Annotated in this window: 14 protein-coding genes; 13 read left to right on the top strand and 1 reads right to left on the bottom strand. The window is 57.2% G+C overall.

The window, feature by feature from the left end:
* Positions 1–37: 37 nt before the first annotated feature.
* From lpdA to C5F52_RS06465, 4 genes are all read left to right on the top strand, one after another.
* On the top strand, positions 38–1,465 hold the full coding sequence (gene lpdA, locus C5F52_RS06480; RefSeq protein WP_104797509.1) for a dihydrolipoyl dehydrogenase: 1,428 nt from the start codon (positions 38–40) through the stop codon (positions 1,463–1,465).
* A gap of 79 nt (positions 1,466–1,544) precedes the next feature.
* Complete coding sequence (zapE, locus tag C5F52_RS06475) at positions 1,545–2,654, top strand: cell division protein ZapE (protein ID WP_104797508.1); 1,110 nt, start codon at positions 1,545–1,547, stop codon at positions 2,652–2,654.
* Positions 2,651–3,214 (top strand): hypothetical protein, encoded by a 564-nt coding sequence (locus tag C5F52_RS06470; protein ID WP_104797507.1) that lies wholly within the window; start codon positions 2,651–2,653, stop codon positions 3,212–3,214. The genes zapE and C5F52_RS06470 overlap by 4 nt, the downstream gene beginning before the upstream one ends.
* A complete protein-coding gene (locus tag C5F52_RS06465) occupies positions 3,211–5,397 on the top strand; it encodes an ATP-dependent DNA helicase (RefSeq protein WP_104797506.1) in 2,187 nt (728 codons plus the stop codon). Before C5F52_RS06470 ends, C5F52_RS06465 begins: the two co-directional genes overlap by 4 nt.
* Here the strand turns inward: C5F52_RS06465 and C5F52_RS06460 are convergent.
* The gene (locus C5F52_RS06460; protein ID WP_236657754.1) at positions 5,366–6,175 is read right to left on the bottom strand and encodes an outer membrane protein assembly factor BamD; all 810 of its coding nucleotides are present in this window, start codon (positions 6,173–6,175) and stop codon (positions 5,366–5,368) included. The genes C5F52_RS06465 and C5F52_RS06460 overlap by 32 nt on opposite strands.
* A 32-nt stretch (positions 6,176–6,207) precedes the next feature.
* On the opposite strand from C5F52_RS06460, the gene C5F52_RS06455 reads away from it, so the two are divergent.
* From C5F52_RS06455 to hisS, 9 genes are all read left to right on the top strand, one after another.
* Positions 6,208–7,233, top strand: a complete 1,026-nt coding sequence (locus C5F52_RS06455) for an RluA family pseudouridine synthase (protein ID WP_104797837.1) — start codon at positions 6,208–6,210, stop codon at positions 7,231–7,233.
* Between the two features lie 154 nt (positions 7,234–7,387).
* Positions 7,388–8,128 carry an SMC-Scp complex subunit ScpB gene (gene scpB / locus C5F52_RS06450; RefSeq protein ID WP_104797504.1) on the top strand — a complete coding sequence of 247 codons (741 nt, stop codon included), beginning with the start codon at positions 7,388–7,390 and terminating at the stop codon, positions 8,126–8,128.
* Complete coding sequence (locus tag C5F52_RS06445) at positions 8,058–9,446, top strand: pseudouridine synthase (RefSeq protein WP_104797503.1); 1,389 nt, start codon at positions 8,058–8,060, stop codon at positions 9,444–9,446. Before scpB ends, C5F52_RS06445 begins: the two co-directional genes overlap by 71 nt.
* A gap of 124 nt (positions 9,447–9,570) precedes the next feature.
* Positions 9,571–9,993, top strand: a complete 423-nt coding sequence (gene ndk, locus C5F52_RS06440; protein WP_104797502.1) for a nucleoside-diphosphate kinase — start codon at positions 9,571–9,573, stop codon at positions 9,991–9,993.
* A 45-nt stretch (positions 9,994–10,038) separates the two neighbouring features.
* On the top strand, positions 10,039–11,169 hold the full coding sequence (gene rlmN, locus C5F52_RS06435) for a 23S rRNA (adenine(2503)-C(2))-methyltransferase RlmN (RefSeq protein ID WP_104797501.1): 1,131 nt from the start codon (positions 10,039–10,041) through the stop codon (positions 11,167–11,169).
* Complete coding sequence (locus C5F52_RS06430) at positions 11,166–11,741, top strand: hypothetical protein (protein WP_104797500.1); 576 nt, start codon at positions 11,166–11,168, stop codon at positions 11,739–11,741. The genes rlmN and C5F52_RS06430 overlap by 4 nt, the downstream gene beginning before the upstream one ends.
* Before the next feature lie 29 nt (positions 11,742–11,770).
* Complete coding sequence (locus C5F52_RS06425) at positions 11,771–12,421, top strand: RodZ family helix-turn-helix domain-containing protein (RefSeq protein ID WP_104797499.1); 651 nt, start codon at positions 11,771–11,773, stop codon at positions 12,419–12,421.
* Complete coding sequence (gene ispG / locus C5F52_RS06420) at positions 12,411–13,694, top strand: flavodoxin-dependent (E)-4-hydroxy-3-methylbut-2-enyl-diphosphate synthase (RefSeq protein WP_104797498.1); 1,284 nt, start codon at positions 12,411–12,413, stop codon at positions 13,692–13,694. Before C5F52_RS06425 ends, ispG begins: the two co-directional genes overlap by 11 nt.
* Positions 13,695–13,775: 81 nt before the next feature.
* Positions 13,776–15,059: a histidine--tRNA ligase gene (gene hisS, locus C5F52_RS06415; RefSeq protein WP_104797836.1), complete on the top strand. Its 1,284-nt coding sequence runs from the start codon at positions 13,776–13,778 to the stop codon at positions 15,057–15,059.
* The last annotated feature ends 50 nt before the right edge of the window (positions 15,060–15,109 follow it).

Below are 15,109 nucleotides of genomic sequence, written 5' to 3'. Positions count from 1 at the left end.
CTCTTTTGGGGGCGTTGTTCATTCAAGAGATATTCCCATGAGTAAACAATTCGACGTCGTCGTCATTGGTGGTGGTCCCGGTGGCTACATCGCAGCGATTCGTGCTGCACAACTCGGTTTCCAAGTCGCTTGTATCGACGAATGGAAAAACGCAGCCGGTGGCCCAGCGCCCGGTGGCACATGTACCAACGTGGGTTGCATTCCCTCTAAGGCTTTGCTGCAGTCCAGCGAACACTTTGACCATGCCAACCATCACTTCGCAGAGCACGGCATCACTGCCAAGGACGTGAAGATGGATGTGGCCAAGATGATTGCCCGCAAGGACAACGTTGTGAAACAAAACAATGATGGCATCTTGTACCTGTTCAAGAAAAACAAAGTCACTTTCTTCCACGGTCGTGGCAGCTTTGCTGGCAAGGCTGAAAGCGGCTACACCATCAACGTGGCTGGCAAAACAGAAGAGTCCATCACAGCCAAGCAAGTCATCATCGCCACAGGCTCGAACGCCCGTGCGTTGCCCGGCACACCGTTTGACGAAGTCAACGTGTTGTCCAACGACGGTGCATTGCGCGTGGGCGCTGTACCTAAGAAGTTGGCCTTGATCGGCTCAGGCGTGATCGGTTTGGAGATGGGTTCTGTGTGGCGTCGACTCGGCGCTGACGTGACCATCCTCGAAGGCCTGCCCACATTCCTCGGCGCTGTGGACGAGCAAATTGCCAAAGAAGCCAAGAAAGCATTCGACAAGCAAGGCTTGAAGATCGAACTCGGCGTGAAAGTTGGCGAGATCGTCAACGGCAAGAAGGGCGTCACCGTCAACTACACCAACGCCAAAGGCGAAGCTATTGTGTTGGATGCTGACAAGCTCATCGTATCCATCGGACGCGTGCCTAACACCATCGGCTTGAACGCCGAAGCCATTGGCTTGCAACTCGACGAGCGCGGTGCGATTGTTGTGGACGGCGATTGCAAAACCAACGTGCCCGGCGTGTGGGCGGTGGGCGACGTGGTGCGTGGCCCGATGCTCGCGCACAAAGCCGAAGAAGAAGGCGTTGCTGTGGCAGAGCGCATGGCAGGCCAACACGGTCACGTCAACTTCAACACCATCCCTTGGGTCATCTACACCAGCCCCGAAATCGCTTGGGTGGGCCGCACTGAGCAACAGCTCAAGGCCGACGGTGTGGCGTACAAGGCCGGCACGTTCCCGTTCCTCGCGAACGGCCGTGCACGCGCTTTGGGCGACACCACCGGTATGGTCAAGTTCTTGGCCGATGCCACGACCGACGAAATCTTGGGCGTGCACATGGTGGGCCCACAGGTGTCAGAGTTGATCTCTGAAGCTGTGGTGGCGATGGAGTTCAAGGCGTCTGCCGAAGACATCGCACGCATTTGCCACGCACATCCTTCGTTGTCTGAGGCAACGAAAGAGGCTGCTTTGGCGGTGGATAAACGCACGTTGAATTTCTAAGCAAATTCATCCGTCTTGCGTCTAAAAAGCCCGCTGGCAACAGCGGGCCTTTTTCATGGGCAAGGCACAATAGAGCCCTATGTCAGCCAAACAACCCGTCCACGAAAACTACCTCAAAGAACTCGAAATTCGAGGCTTCAAAAGCGACCCTGCGCAGTTGCGAGCGATTGATGCCCTAGAGCGTTGCGCCAGCGAGTGGGCCGCTTACAAAGAGAAGCGATCCAACGCGTTGAAGAAGATGGTCAACCGTCCCGCTATTCCGCGTGGCGTGTACATGTTTGGTGGGGTGGGGCGCGGCAAAAGCTTTTTGATGGATTGCTTTTTCGAAGCTGTGCCGATCAAGCGCAAAACCCGTTTGCATTTCCATGAGTTCATGCGTGAGGTGCACCGTGAGCTGCGTGAACTGCAAGGCACGGTCAACCCGCTGGATGTGTTGGGCAAACAAATGTCCAAGCGGTACAAGCTGATTTGCTTTGACGAATTTCACGTGGCCGACATCACGGACGCGATGATCTTGCATCGCTTGCTTGATGCCCTGTTTGACAACGGCGTGGGCTTTGTGACCACCTCTAACTTTAAGCCTGACGATTTGTATCCGGGCGGCATGCACCGCGATCGCATCTTGCCCGCGATTGCGTTGCTCAACAAAGAGTTGCAAATCATTAATGTGGACAACGGCACTGACTACCGCCGTCGCACGCTAGAGCAGGTCGAACTGTATCTGCGTCCGCTAGGTGCGAAGGCCGATGCGGCGATGACTGATGCGTTCAACCGCTTGGCTGAGTGCCAAGACGAAGATCCCGTGTTGCACATCGAAGCCCGTGAAATCAAAGCCCGTCGCCGTGCCGGTGGCGTGGTGTGGTTTGACTTCAAAGACTTGTGCGGCGGCCCGCGTTCACAAAACGATTACTTAGAAATTGCCAGCCAATTTCACACGGTGCTCCTCAGCGATGTGCCACTCATGCCTGTGAACAAGGCTGCCGAAGCTCGCCGCTTCACTTGGCTGGTAGATGTGTTGTACGACCGACGCGTCAAGCTCATGTTGTCAGCGGCTGTGCCCCCTGAAGAGTTGTACACCGAGGGCCCGATGTCGCACGAGTTCCCGCGTACGGTGTCTCGCTTGAACGAGATGCAATCGGCTGAGTTCTTGGCGTTGGAGCGTCGTACCGTGGATACGGGGTTGACATGAAAAAAGCGATTCTTTTCTTCACCTGCGCGGCTTGTATTTGGACAGCTTCTTACTCGCAAACGCAAGTGCCTGCGAGTGCGCCAAGCTTAGAAGCGCGTCAAGCAGAAGGTCAGCGCTTGTCTGCACTCAGGCAAAAGCTGGAAGACACCTATCAACAAGAGCTCAAGGCTTGCTATCAAAACTTTGATGTGACGAGTTGTCGCATTCAAGCACGCGAGCGTCGCATCCAAGCCAATGCCGCTTTGCGCAAGGAAGAGCTGCGTTACAACGCCACTGAGCGCCGCATCCAAGCCGAAGAGGCTGTGCAACGCACAGAAGAAAAAACCAGCGAAGCCAAAACCAAGGAAGCGCAAGCCAATCGCGCGCAAGCCGTTCAAGCGAGCAAAGACCGAGCCGATGCCAATGCACAAAAGCAAATGGAGCATGAGCTGCAAGGCACCAAACGCGGTGAGTACGAGCAAAAGCAACGCGAAGCTGCACAGCACCGTGCCGATGTAGAAAAGAAATTGCGCGAACGCACCAAAGAACCCGCAGCGCCGCTGCCAGTGCCTGGCCGATGACACATCCCTTGCGCGATTTGGTGCAAGAGGCCTTTGCACCGCTGGGTGTGTTGGCACGCGCCACTGACCATTTCAACCCGCGCCAAGGTCAAACTGACATGGCGCTCGCTGTGGCCGATGTGGTGGCACACGGTGGCAGTTTGGTGGTCGAGGCGGGAACAGGTGTCGGCAAGACCTTTGCCTATTTGGTGCCAGCGTTGCTGAGTGGTGAGCGCGTGTTGTTGTCAACCGCCACAAAGGCCTTACAAGACCAACTCTTTGCGCGTGATTTGCCGCGTTTGGTGCAAGCCCTCAACTTGCCCATTCGCTTGGCTTTGCTCAAAGGGCGCTCCAGCTACCTGTGTACGCACCGCATGGAAATGGCGCGACGCGACACACAAATCCCAGACCGCCACACCGTGCATTTGTTGTCGCGCGTGGAGACATGGTCACTCAGCACACGCACGGGGGACTTGGCCGAGTTGCCCGGTTTGGATGAGCGTTCACCTTTGATTCCGCTCATCACGTCCAACCGTGAAAACTGCTTGGGCTCGCAATGCCCCAAGTTCAAAACGTGTCATGTCAATGCCGCACGGCGTGAGGCCCTAGGTGCAGACGTGGTGGTCATCAACCACCATTTGTTTTTCGCCGACATGGCCGTGCGCGAAACCGGCATGGCCGAGTTGCTGCCCAGCGTGCGCGTGGTGATTTTTGATGAGGCGCACCAGCTCAACGAAGTGGGTGTGAATTTTTTAGGTCACCAATTGGGGACGGCACAGTTGCTCGATGTGACGCGTGACATGTTGGCCACCGGGTTGCAATTGGCGCGTGGCTTAGCCGATTGGCAAGGTGTGTGCTCAGGGCTGGAGCGCGCTGCTCGCGAGCTGCGCTTGATGGGCGGCAAACGCATGGGTGCGGTCAAGCTGCGTTGGACCGAGGAGGCGCCGGAGGGCATTCACGCGGGCGCATGGGAGCAATCGCTGCAAGATGTGGGCGCTGCTTGCGTACAAGCTTTGCAGGCACTCGATACGGTGAGTGAAATTGCTCCCGACTTCATGCGCCTGCATGACCGTGTGGCTGAAGTGGCTAAACGTGTCGATGCCTTCTTGAATCCGTGTGCACCCGATGCCGTGCGTTGGGTGGACGTGAGCGCATCGCAAATGCGTTTGATGGAAGCACCTTTGGACATTGCTGAAACTGTGCGTGAACGTTTGATGAAGCAGTCAGCCGCCATGGCAGAGGATGGCGCAGACCAAGAGCCGCCCCCTTGGCACGATGAACCTATGTTCGACGAAGCTGTTGTCTCACACGAAGCAGAAGACGCATCCAACGTACATGACCACGATGCCGAAGCTCCCCCATTCGACAGCGCGTTTCCCATGCGCCCCGCAGAAGACACACGCCCACGCAGCTGGGTGTTCACCTCGGCCACTTTGGGGGACGACCCACGCCTGCGTTGGTTCACCGAGCCTTGTGGTTTGGAGTCCGCCACAGTGTTGCGCGTGAGCAGTCCTTTTGATTACCCAGCGCAAGCTTCGCTTTATGTGCCGCGCGACATCGTGCGTCCCAACGACCCAGCACACAGTGCTCAGGTGGCTGCCATCGCCAGCGACGCTGTGCGTCGCTTGGGTGGCCGCACTTTGGTGCTCACCACCACCTTGCGCGCCTTGCGTGCGATTGGCGATGTGATGAAGCAGCAACTCGAAGGCTCAGGCATCGAGGTGTTGGTGCAAGGCGAATGGCCCAAGCGTCACTTGATGGAGCGTTTTCGCGACGGTGCGAAAGTGGGTGAGGGCGGTTGCGTGTTGGTGGCTTCGGCCACCTTCTGGGAAGGCTTTGATGTGCCGGGTGATGCGCTGCAGTTGGTCATCATCGACAAGCTGCCGTTTCCGCCGCCGAACGATCCATTGGTCGAGGCGCGCAGCAAGCGCTTAGAGTCGCAAGGCCGCAGCCCGTTCAACGACTACTTTGTGCCAGAGGCTGTGGTGGCTTTGAAGCAGGGGGCTGGACGATTGATTCGCACCGAATCTGACCAAGGGGTTTTGGTGCTGTGTGACAACCGTTTGGTCACCACAGGTTATGGCCGTCGTTTGATGGCGGCTTTGCCGCCCATGCGTCAGTTGCAAACGACTGAGGCGTTGGCTCAGTCGTTGGAGGCGCTCAACCTAGACTTTATTTCCAGAACTTCCACCACGACTCTTTAGTCGCTGCGCGCTCTGGGTACAAGAAGGCTGTGTTGGGGTAGGTGGTTTCTAACACGCGTTTGGTGTCATCGCGCAACTGGTTCAGACCTAACTTATCGTAGGACTGCACCATGATGAACAAAGCTTCTTCGACCGCTGGCACATCGCGGAACTCCTGCACCGTAGTTTGTGCGCGGTTGATCGCCGCTACATAGGCGCCACGTTGGTAATAGAAGCGCGCCACGTGGACGTCTGAACGCGCCAGTGAGTTTTTGATAAATGCCATGCGCAAGCGTGCATCTTCTGCATACTTTGAGCTTGGGAATCGATTCACCAATTCGCGGAAGGCTTCAAACGATTCTTTCGCTTGCTTAGGGTCGCGTTCAGCTAAATCTTGTTCGGCGACAGATGACATGAGTCCCAAGTTGTCGTTGAAGTTGACCAAACCTTTGAGGTACAGCGCATAGTCCATTGCTGGACTGGCAGGGTGCAGCTTGATGAAGCGGTCCAGTGTGGCGACAGCTTGCACGGGTTCGTTGGTTTTGTACTGCGCCCATGCTTTGTCTAGCTGAGCTTGTTGTGCCAAAGGCGTGCCAGCAGCACGGCCTTCGAGCTTTTCATACATGCCAATGGCTTTGTCGTAACCGCCCGCGGCCATTTCGTCTTTGGCCTCGTTGTAGAGCTTGTCGTTGCTCCAGTCTTTGGTGGGGTCGTAGTTGCTGTCGGCGCATCCTGTGAAAAGAATAGCAGTCGATAGGCCAATGGCCATCCACACAGTCGATAATTTGAGTCGTAACACCACAGGTCAACCTCTTGAAGCAAAGTAAATCCATTCTATCGGCTCAGCCACCATCCCCCACGCCTGTTCAGGAGGATGTTTTGCTCGATGAGCATGTCGACCTCATCGACGGGCCAGAGGTGGAAACCCGTGAACTCTCCATCCCCAACGATTTGCATGGCGAGCGTCTAGACCGCGCTCTGGCTGTGTTGTTGCCTGAGTTCTCGCGCAGCTTCTCTCAGCAGTTGCTCAGCGAAGGGTGTGTCAGCTGCGTGTTGCCCACCTCTCGCGTGATGACCAAGGCCTCGGCCAAGGTGCGTATGGGCGAGCGTTATCAACTCATCTTGAGGCCTACGCCGCAGAGTCAGGCTTTCAAACCAGAAGACATCCCGTTGGACGTCATTTACCAAGACGAAGATCTGCGTGTGCTGTTCAAGCCAGCAGGTTTGGTGGTACATCCTGCGCCCGGTAACTGGAGCGGCACACTGCTCAATGGCTTGCTGGCCTTGGACCCACAAGCGGTGATGCTGCCCCGCGCGGGCATCGTGCACCGCCTTGATAAAGACACCAGTGGCTTGATGATCGTAGCGCGCACGCGTCGCGCCATGGATGCCTTGGTGGCCATGATTGCAGAACGTGAAGTGCACCGCGAATATTTGGCCGTGGCCTACCGCAAATGGAGTGGCACACCTGTGCGCGACATCGTGGCTGCCATTGGCCGCGACTACCGCAACCGCTTGCGCATGGCTGTGGTTGATCTGGAGCGCTTGCCAGGCAAAGAAGCCCACACCACCTTTGAATGTCTGAGCAGTCAAGAAGAAGCTTGTTTGGTGCAATGCACCTTGCACACAGGCCGCACGCATCAAATTCGCGTGCACATGGCGCACTTTGGTCATCCGCTGGTGGGCGATTCGCTTTATGCAGGGCCGATGACGCTTGGCATTGACCGCCAAGCCTTGCATGCTTTCCGCCTGAGCTTTGACCATCCCATCACCGGCGAGCCTCTCAAATTTGAAGCGCCATTGCCTGACGATATGGTCAATTTACTGGCCGGTTTGGGCCTCAAGCGCCCCGACTAGGTCTTTCCAGCCACCTCCGTTACAATATAGGCTCACGCTTGTGAAAGCGGTGAGCCCTTTGGCTCTGACTCGTGCCATGCCCCGCATGGCCCTTACTGCCTCGAGATGAATTTTCGTAGGCCTTTTCCTCGACCCTTGACCCGGAACTCTCACGATGAACACCGTGGATGCCAAGCGCGTACTTGAGACCGCCCTGATTTGTTCGCACCAACCCATCCAGATTCGCGATTTGCGCGTGCTGTTCTCTGACGCCTTGGGCGCAGACACCATTCGCACCTTGCTGGAAGAAATGCAGCTCGACTGGGCGCAGCGCGGCGTTGAGCTGGTGCAAGTGGCCACCGGTTGGCGCTTTCAAAGCCGCCCAGAAATGCGTGAATATTTGGACCGTTTGAACCCTGAGAAGCCTCCTAAATATTCACGTGCCGTGATGGAAACCTTGGCCATCATTGCCTACCGCCAACCGGTGACCCGTGGCGACATGGAAGACATCCGTGGCGTGACCGTTAATTCACTCGTCATCAAACAACTCGAAGACCGTGGCTGGGTCGAAGTGATTGGCCACCGCGAAACCGTGGGCCGTCCTTCTTTGTACGCCACCACACGCCAGTTCTTGGACGACTTAGGCTTGGCCTCACTCGACCAATTGCCTGTGTACGACAGCGCCCAGGCGCAAGCCAACGCCTTTGCCCGTTTGGGCGAAGACGACCCATCTTTACAAATGAACATGGCCCTTGAGTCTGCTGATGCGACTGAAGTTGCCACGCCAGTCGAAGGCGAGGCGGTTGCAGAAGTGGCCGCACAAGCCCCAACGGCGCTCAGCGACGATGCCCCTATTTTTGAACTTTCCTCACCCAGAGACCCCGCCCCAACCGGCGACGACACACATGAACACTAAACACCACGACCTGGGTGGCAAGCCAACCGAATCACACGACGAATTTTTGGATGACGACGACACCGCGTTTGACTTTGACGACGTCGTTTCTGGCGAGTTCGATGCCGAGCTGATCCGCGCCGAAGCTGCGCCAGAAAAGCGAGTGCTCTTGCCACAACCTGAATCACCGAAGCTGCACAAAGTCTTGGCCCAATCGGGTATGGGCTCGCGGATCGAGATGGAGCGCTTGATTGCCGAAGGCCATGTGGCCGTCAACAACGAGGTGGCCCACACTGGCCAGCGCGTGCAGTTTGGCGACCAAATAAAGGTCAATGGCCGTCAGCTCAAGGTGCGCATTGCGCCGCCGCCTCCGCGCGTCATTGCGTATCACAAGCCTGCGGGCGAAGTGGTGACCACTGATGATCCACAAAACCGCCCGACTGTTTTCCGCCGCTTGCCCCGCCTGTACCAAGGCAAATGGCAATCGGTCGGTCGTTTGGACTTGAACACCGAAGGCTTGTTGCTGTTCACCAGCTCTGGTGAGTTGGCCAACCAGCTGATGCACCCACGCTTTGGTTTGCAACGCGAATACGCGGTGCGCTCGCTGGGCAAACTCAGCAAAGACCAAAAAGAACAACTCATCACCGGCATTCAGCTCGACGACGGTCCCGCCCAATTTGGCTCGATCGAAGAGGGCGGTGGCGAAGGTTCTAACTGCTGGTATCGCGTGACCATTTCTGAAGGTCGCAACCGCGAAGTGCGTCGCATGTTCGAGGCCGTGGGCCACGCCGTGAGCCGCCTGATTCGTATTCGTTACGGCGCCATGGTGTTGCCACGCGGCTTGAAGCGCGGCGCGTTTGTAGAGCTGGGTGAGCGCGACATTCGCGCGCTGATGGAAGCAGCCGGTGCTGAAGCACCGATGCAAAGCGGCCCCTCACGCCATGATCGCAGCGAGCGCGCCAACAGTCGCCGTCGCGGCAACAGCATTGGTCCGCGTCCATCCACACCGCGTGCGGCTGAAGAGCGCAGTGGCCCCGAGCGTTTGGTGCGTACAGAGCGCCGCCGCGGTGGCAAAGCGCCAGAGCGCGCACCACAGCCAGATCCAATGCAAACCTCAGTGGGCTACATCGGTGCAGACAGCTACGCCGAGGAGCGTCAACGCAAAAAAGATGGCCAAAAAGCATTCAAAGCCGGCTTGGTCGGTGGTCCACGTCCGTCAAGCAGTGGTCCACGCCGTGGTGGTTCTGCGGGGGGCAGCTTTGGCGGCGGCCGCTCGGGCGGCGGCAATGCCGGTGGTTCCGGCGGTAATCGCGGTCAAGGTGGCCGAGGCGGGCGCTAAATCACACGCAAGATGCACCAAAAACGCTTGCTGGTTCGAGGGAAATCCCTTGAAACGGTTAAAATAGCGGGCTTCGCACATCGCGTATAAAAGTTTCAATCACAGTCAATACAGGAAAATCCAAATGACCGAACGTACTCTCTCCATCATCAAGCCAGACGCAGTTGCTAAGAACGTCATCGGCCAAATCTACGCACGCTTCGAAGCTGCTGGCTTGAAAGTTGTCGCTGCTCGCATGGCTCACCTGTCACGCGGCGAAGCCGAACAGTTCTACGCTGTGCACAAAGCACGTCCTTTCTTCAAAGATTTGGTTGATTTCATGGTCTCCGGCCCTGTCATGATTCAAGTGCTCGAAGGCGAAGGCGCAATCTTGAAAAACCGTGACTTGATGGGTGCAACCAACCCTAAAGATGCTGCTCCTGGCACCATCCGCGCTGACTTCGCTGACAGCATCGATGCTAACGCTGTGCACGGTTCTGACGCCGCTGAGACTGCCGCTGTCGAAATCGGCTTCTTCTTCGCTGGCATGAACGTTTACGGTCACTAAGAGGCAATTGGTGTTGCTGCTTGCAGCAATGCCGATGCAAAAAAAATGACGGCCAACCTGCTTGATTTTGATCTCGACGGTTTGGCCGTTTTTTGTGAGCGCTTGGGCGAAAAACGCTTCCGCGCCACGCAGCTGTTCCGGTGGATCCACCAAAAAGGCGCACAAGACTTTGATCAGATGTCTGATCTTGCCAAGTCACTGCGCGAAAAGCTGAAAACCTGCGCACAGGTTCAGCCACTTACCCCGATTTCCAGACACGACTCCGCCGACGGCACCATCAAATGGTTGTTCGACGTGGGTGACGGCAATGCCGTCGAAACCGTGTTCATTCCTGAAGATGACCGAGGCACTTTGTGCGTGTCCTCGCAAGCTGGTTGCGCTGTGGGCTGCCGTTTTTGCTCGACAGGACATCAAGGCTTTAGCCGCAACCTCACCACCGGTGAAATCTTGTCGCAGCTGTGGTTTGCCGAGCACACGCTGCGCAAGCAGTTCAACACGACTGAGCGCGTCATCTCCAACGTGGTGATGATGGGCATGGGCGAGCCGCTGCAAAACTACAGCGCCTTGGTGCCTGCGCTGCGTTCGATGTTGGACGACCACGGCTATGGCTTGTCACGCCGTCGTGTGACGGTGTCTACATCCGGTGTGGTGCCCATGATGGACCGTTTGGGCGAAGACTGCCCCGTGGCCTTGGCCGTATCACTGCATGCACCCACCGATGCTTTGCGCGACAACTTGGTGCCGCTCAACCGCAAATACCCTTTGCATGAATTGATGGACGCTTGCCGCCGCTATTTGGCGCACGCCCCACGTGACTTCATCACCTTTGAATATTGCATGTTGGATGGCGTGAACGACCAACCCGAACACGCGCAAGCCTTGATTGATTTAGTCAAGCCCAAACGCGGTTTAGGTGAGAGCGTGCCTTGCAAATTCAACCTCATTCCGTTCAATCCATTTCCAGCCTCGGGTCTCACACGTTCCAGTGCCGCCACGGTCAAAGCGTTTGCGGCGCAGCTCAGTGAAGCCGGCATCATCACCACGGTGCGCAAAACGCGCGGTGACGACATTGATGCCGCGTGCGGCCAGCTTGCGGGTGACGTGAAAGACCGCACCAAGGTCGATGCCCGCATGGCCAAGCAGCGCGTGATTCCACTGACACAGGTGTCGTCATGAGCGTGTGGTATGCGATCAGTGGCCTTGCCAGTTGCACGTCAAGGAGCTTGGCAAGTGGCGCGTTGCTTTGGCTTGCCGCTGCCTGTGGTCTGGTCGCATGCACAAGTGCTACGCCGCAGCTCGACACGCTCACGCAAGCCGAGCCCGACAGCACCCGCCAACGCGCGATGCGCCGCCTGAGTTTGGCCAGTGCGTATTACGAACAAAACCAAAACGACGTAGCGCAGCAAGAAGTGCGCGCCGCTTTGCAAATTGACGCGAACTATGCCGATGCGTATAGCTTGCTTGGACTGATTCACCAGCGTGCAAAAGCGCCGGCTTTGGCGCAACAAAGTTTTGAGCAAGCCTTGCAGTTGGCGTCTCAGCCACCTGTGCGCTCAGCTGAGCTAGGCGCCATTCAACACAACTACGGTTGGTTCTTGTGCGAACAAAACCGTTTTGCACAAGCACAAATCCAGTTGGGCCGTGCGCTGTCGCAACCGGGCTACGTCAGTGCTGACAAAACAAACAAAGCCATTGAATTTTGTAAAAAGCGTGCGACACCCGCTGACACGCGCCAACACAATCATTGAACAAACCCCTCATTCTTTTTTGAAGCCTGATGACTGAAGAAACCACCACATCGACTACCTCGAGCACGACAGCTGGAGCCTTGTTGCGTCAACTCCGCGAAGACGCAGGGTTCAAGCTCGACGTGTTGGCGCAAGCCTTGCGCGTGTCACCTGCCAAGCTAGAGGCCTTGGAGTCCGACCATTTGGATGCGTTACCAGACGCCATGTTTGCGCGCGCCTTGACCTTGGCCGTGTGCCGCCAATTGAAGACCGATGCAGCCCCCGTGCTGGCCTTGTTGCCCACCCAAGATGTGTCGCGCTTAGCAGCTAAAAACGAACGTGGTTTGGACTTTCCTTTGGACCGTCCTTCCTTTTTACCGCAGTCCAGCTTTGTCGCTGTGGCACGTTTGTTCACCCCCATGCGTTGGGCGGCTGTGGCTGTGTTGGTCTTGGCCTTGGGGATTGGTTTGTGGCCAGAAATTCATGGCTTGTTGGTGTTCAAAGACGATCCCACCGCGGGTACCGTGGTGGTCCCCGTGGAGCCTGCCATTGCTTTGCCTTCCACCGAAGTGCCTGCGCCCGTGGTTGACAACGTGTCCGGCAACATGGTGGTGACCACGGTTCATTCGGCAGCCGTGTCCGCACAAGCGGCCAGTGCTGCAGCACCTGCCAGCGCACCGGGAGCTTCGGATGGCAAATAACGCACACACACAAGGCACCGCTTTGCCTCAAACGCATGGCATTGCGTTGTCACAACCCAAAGCACGCCGCAGCTTGCAAGCGCGTGTGGCGTGGGGCGACCATGTGGTCACGGTCGGTGGCGATGCGCCTGTGCGCGTTCAGTCCATGACCAACACCGACACGGTGGACGCGATTGGCACGGCTATTCAAATCAAAGAATTGGCATTGGCCGGTTCTGAATTGGTGCGCATCACCGTCAACACACCCGAAGCAGCTGCCGCTGTGCCGTATGTGCGTGAGCAGCTCGACAAGATGGGCATCAACGTGCCTTTGATTGGCGACTTCCATTACAACGGCCACCGTTTGCTGACCGAATTTCCAGACTGTGCGCAAGCCTTGTCCAAGTACCGCATCAACCCCGGCAACGTGGGCAAGGGCGATAAGCACGACAAGCAATTCGGCCAAATGATTGAAACCGCGATGCGCTACAACAAAGCTGTGCGCATTGGTGTGAATTGGGGCAGCCTAGACCAAGAACTGTTGGCCCGTTTGATGGACGAAAACGCTTTGCGCGCCCAGCCCTTTGAAGCCAAGCAAGTGATGTACGAGGCGCTCATCACTTCCGCCATTGACTCGGCCAAATTGGCACAGAGCATGGGCATGCCCGCTGAACAAATTTTGCTCAGCTGCAAAGTCAGCGGTGTGCAAGACCTGATCGCGGTTTACCGTGAGCTGGCTCAGCGCTGCAACTATCCGCTGCATTTGGGCCTGACCGAAGCGGGCATGGGCACCAAAGGCACAGTGGCTTCTGCCACGGCTTTGTCTATTCTTTTGCAAGAAGGCATTGGCGACACCATCCGCGTCTCGCTCACACCTCAGCCCGGCGAAGCCCGCACGCAAGAGGTGGTGATTGCTTCTGAGATTTTGCAAGCCTTGGGGCTGCGCACCTTCGTGCCCAGCGTCACGGCTTGCCCCGGATGTGGTCGCACCACCAGCACGACCTTCCAAGAAATGGCCAAGTCGATTGACGACTTCTTACGCGCGCAAATGCCTGTGTGGCGCACCCAATACCCCGGGGTGGAAAACCTCAAGGTCGCGGTGATGGGTTGTATCGTGAATGGCCCTGGCGAAAGCAAGCATGCTGACATTGGCATCAGCCTGCCTGGCAGCGGAGAAGCGCCTGCAGCGCCCGTGTTCATCGACGGCGAAAAAGCCATGACCTTGCGCGGCGACAACATCGCGCAAGAGTTCCACCAAATTGTTGAAAACTACATTGAAAAACGCTTCGGTTAATCCGTGCGCCTGCCTATCGTGACGACAGAAAACAAAACAACAAAACCTGCCAAAGCCCAAGCCTTGACCGCTGTCAAAGGCATGAACGACTTGTTGCCTCCAGCCTCAGCCCAATGGGAATGGTTGGAAGAGAAGGTTCGCGGTCTGATGGCACGCCACGCGTATCGCAACTTGCGCACACCCATCGTTGAACCCACCGCCTTGTTTGTGCGTGGCTTGGGCGAGGTGACCGACATTGTGGAAAAGGAGATGTACTCCTTTGAAGACCGCCTGAATGGCGAGCAGCTCACGCTCCGCCCAGAGGCCACAGCCGGTGTGGTGCGTGCAGTGGTTGAGCACAACATGCTCTACAACGGTGGTCAGCGCCTGTATTACATGGGCCCGATGTTTCGCCACGAGCGCCCACAACGTGGCCGCTATCGCCAGTTCCACCAAATCGGCGCAGAGGCTTTGGGCTTTCCGGGCGCTGAGGTGGATGCCGAGCTCATTTTGTTGGCTGCCACGCTGTGGCAAGAACTGGGTTTGCAAGACGTGCGCTTGGAGCTCAACAGCTTGGGCCAACCCGACGAGCGTGCGGCGCATCGCACTGCTTTGATTGCTCACTTAGAAGCTCATGTCGATGTGCTGGACGAAGAAGCCAAGCGTCGCCTGCACAGCAACCCCTTGCGCATCTTGGACACCAAGAATCCAGCGATGCAAGCCGTGGTCGAAGCCGCACCGAAGTTGATCGACTTTTTGGGCGAGGCTTCACTGGCTCACTTCAACGCGGTGAAAGCCATTTTGGATGCGAGTGGCGTGGCCTACCGCATCAACCCACGCTTGGTGCGTGGCATGGACTACTACAACCTCACCGTGTTTGAGTTTGTGACCGACCGCTTGGGCTCGCAAGGCACCATCTGCGGCGGTGGCCGTTACGACTACCTGATTGAGCAAGTGGGCGGCAAGCCTGCACCCGCCGTGGGCTGGGCCTTGGGCGTGGAGCGTGTGCTCGAGTTGCTCAAAGAGCAGGGCACATTGCCAGAGGCCGTGGGTCCTGATGTGTACGCCATCGTGCCCGATGCCTCGGCTTTGCCGGTGGTGTTCAAAACCATCCAAACCTTGCGTGCGCAAGGCATGTCTGTGCAAATGCATGCAGGGGCAGGCGAGGGCATGGGCAGCATGAAATCGCAGTTCAAAAAGGCCGATGGCAGCGGCGCACAGTTCGCCCTGATTTTTGGCGGCGATGAGTTGGCGCGCGGCGAAGTTACCCTCAAAGCCTTGCGCGATGGCGCGGGTGCGCAAGAGGCGTTGCCCTTGGCAGACGTCACCACCCGTGTGGCTGCCAAACTGTCGCAGGGCGTGGCCCCGTCTCAAACCGCTGGCTGATAAGCCGAGCCCTACAATTCGCTAAATTTTTAAGTCAAAGCATTCACACC

Source organism: Limnohabitans sp. TS-CS-82 (genome assembly GCF_002943475.1).
This window is presented reverse-complemented; position numbering and strand designations above follow the sequence as displayed.

Coding starts and splice junctions, on each gene's coding strand:
- ispG (WP_104797498.1), top strand. CDS start 12,411: ATGGCAAATAACGCACACACACAAGGCACCGCTTTGCCTCAAACGCAT.
- hisS (WP_104797836.1), top strand. CDS start 13,776: ATGAACGACTTGTTGCCTCCAGCCTCAGCCCAATGGGAATGGTTGGAA.
- C5F52_RS06425 (WP_104797499.1), top strand. CDS start 11,771: ATGACTGAAGAAACCACCACATCGACTACCTCGAGCACGACAGCTGGA.
- C5F52_RS06465 (WP_104797506.1), top strand. CDS start 3,211: ATGACACATCCCTTGCGCGATTTGGTGCAAGAGGCCTTTGCACCGCTG.
- ndk (WP_104797502.1), top strand. CDS start 9,571: ATGACCGAACGTACTCTCTCCATCATCAAGCCAGACGCAGTTGCTAAG.
- C5F52_RS06470 (WP_104797507.1), top strand. CDS start 2,651: ATGAAAAAAGCGATTCTTTTCTTCACCTGCGCGGCTTGTATTTGGACA.
- C5F52_RS06445 (WP_104797503.1), top strand. CDS start 8,058: ATGCCCCTATTTTTGAACTTTCCTCACCCAGAGACCCCGCCCCAACCG.
- lpdA (WP_104797509.1), top strand. CDS start 38: ATGAGTAAACAATTCGACGTCGTCGTCATTGGTGGTGGTCCCGGTGGC.
- zapE (WP_104797508.1), top strand. CDS start 1,545: ATGTCAGCCAAACAACCCGTCCACGAAAACTACCTCAAAGAACTCGAA.
- rlmN (WP_104797501.1), top strand. CDS start 10,039: ATGACGGCCAACCTGCTTGATTTTGATCTCGACGGTTTGGCCGTTTTT.
- scpB (WP_104797504.1), top strand. CDS start 7,388: ATGAACACCGTGGATGCCAAGCGCGTACTTGAGACCGCCCTGATTTGT.
- C5F52_RS06430 (WP_104797500.1), top strand. CDS start 11,166: ATGAGCGTGTGGTATGCGATCAGTGGCCTTGCCAGTTGCACGTCAAGG.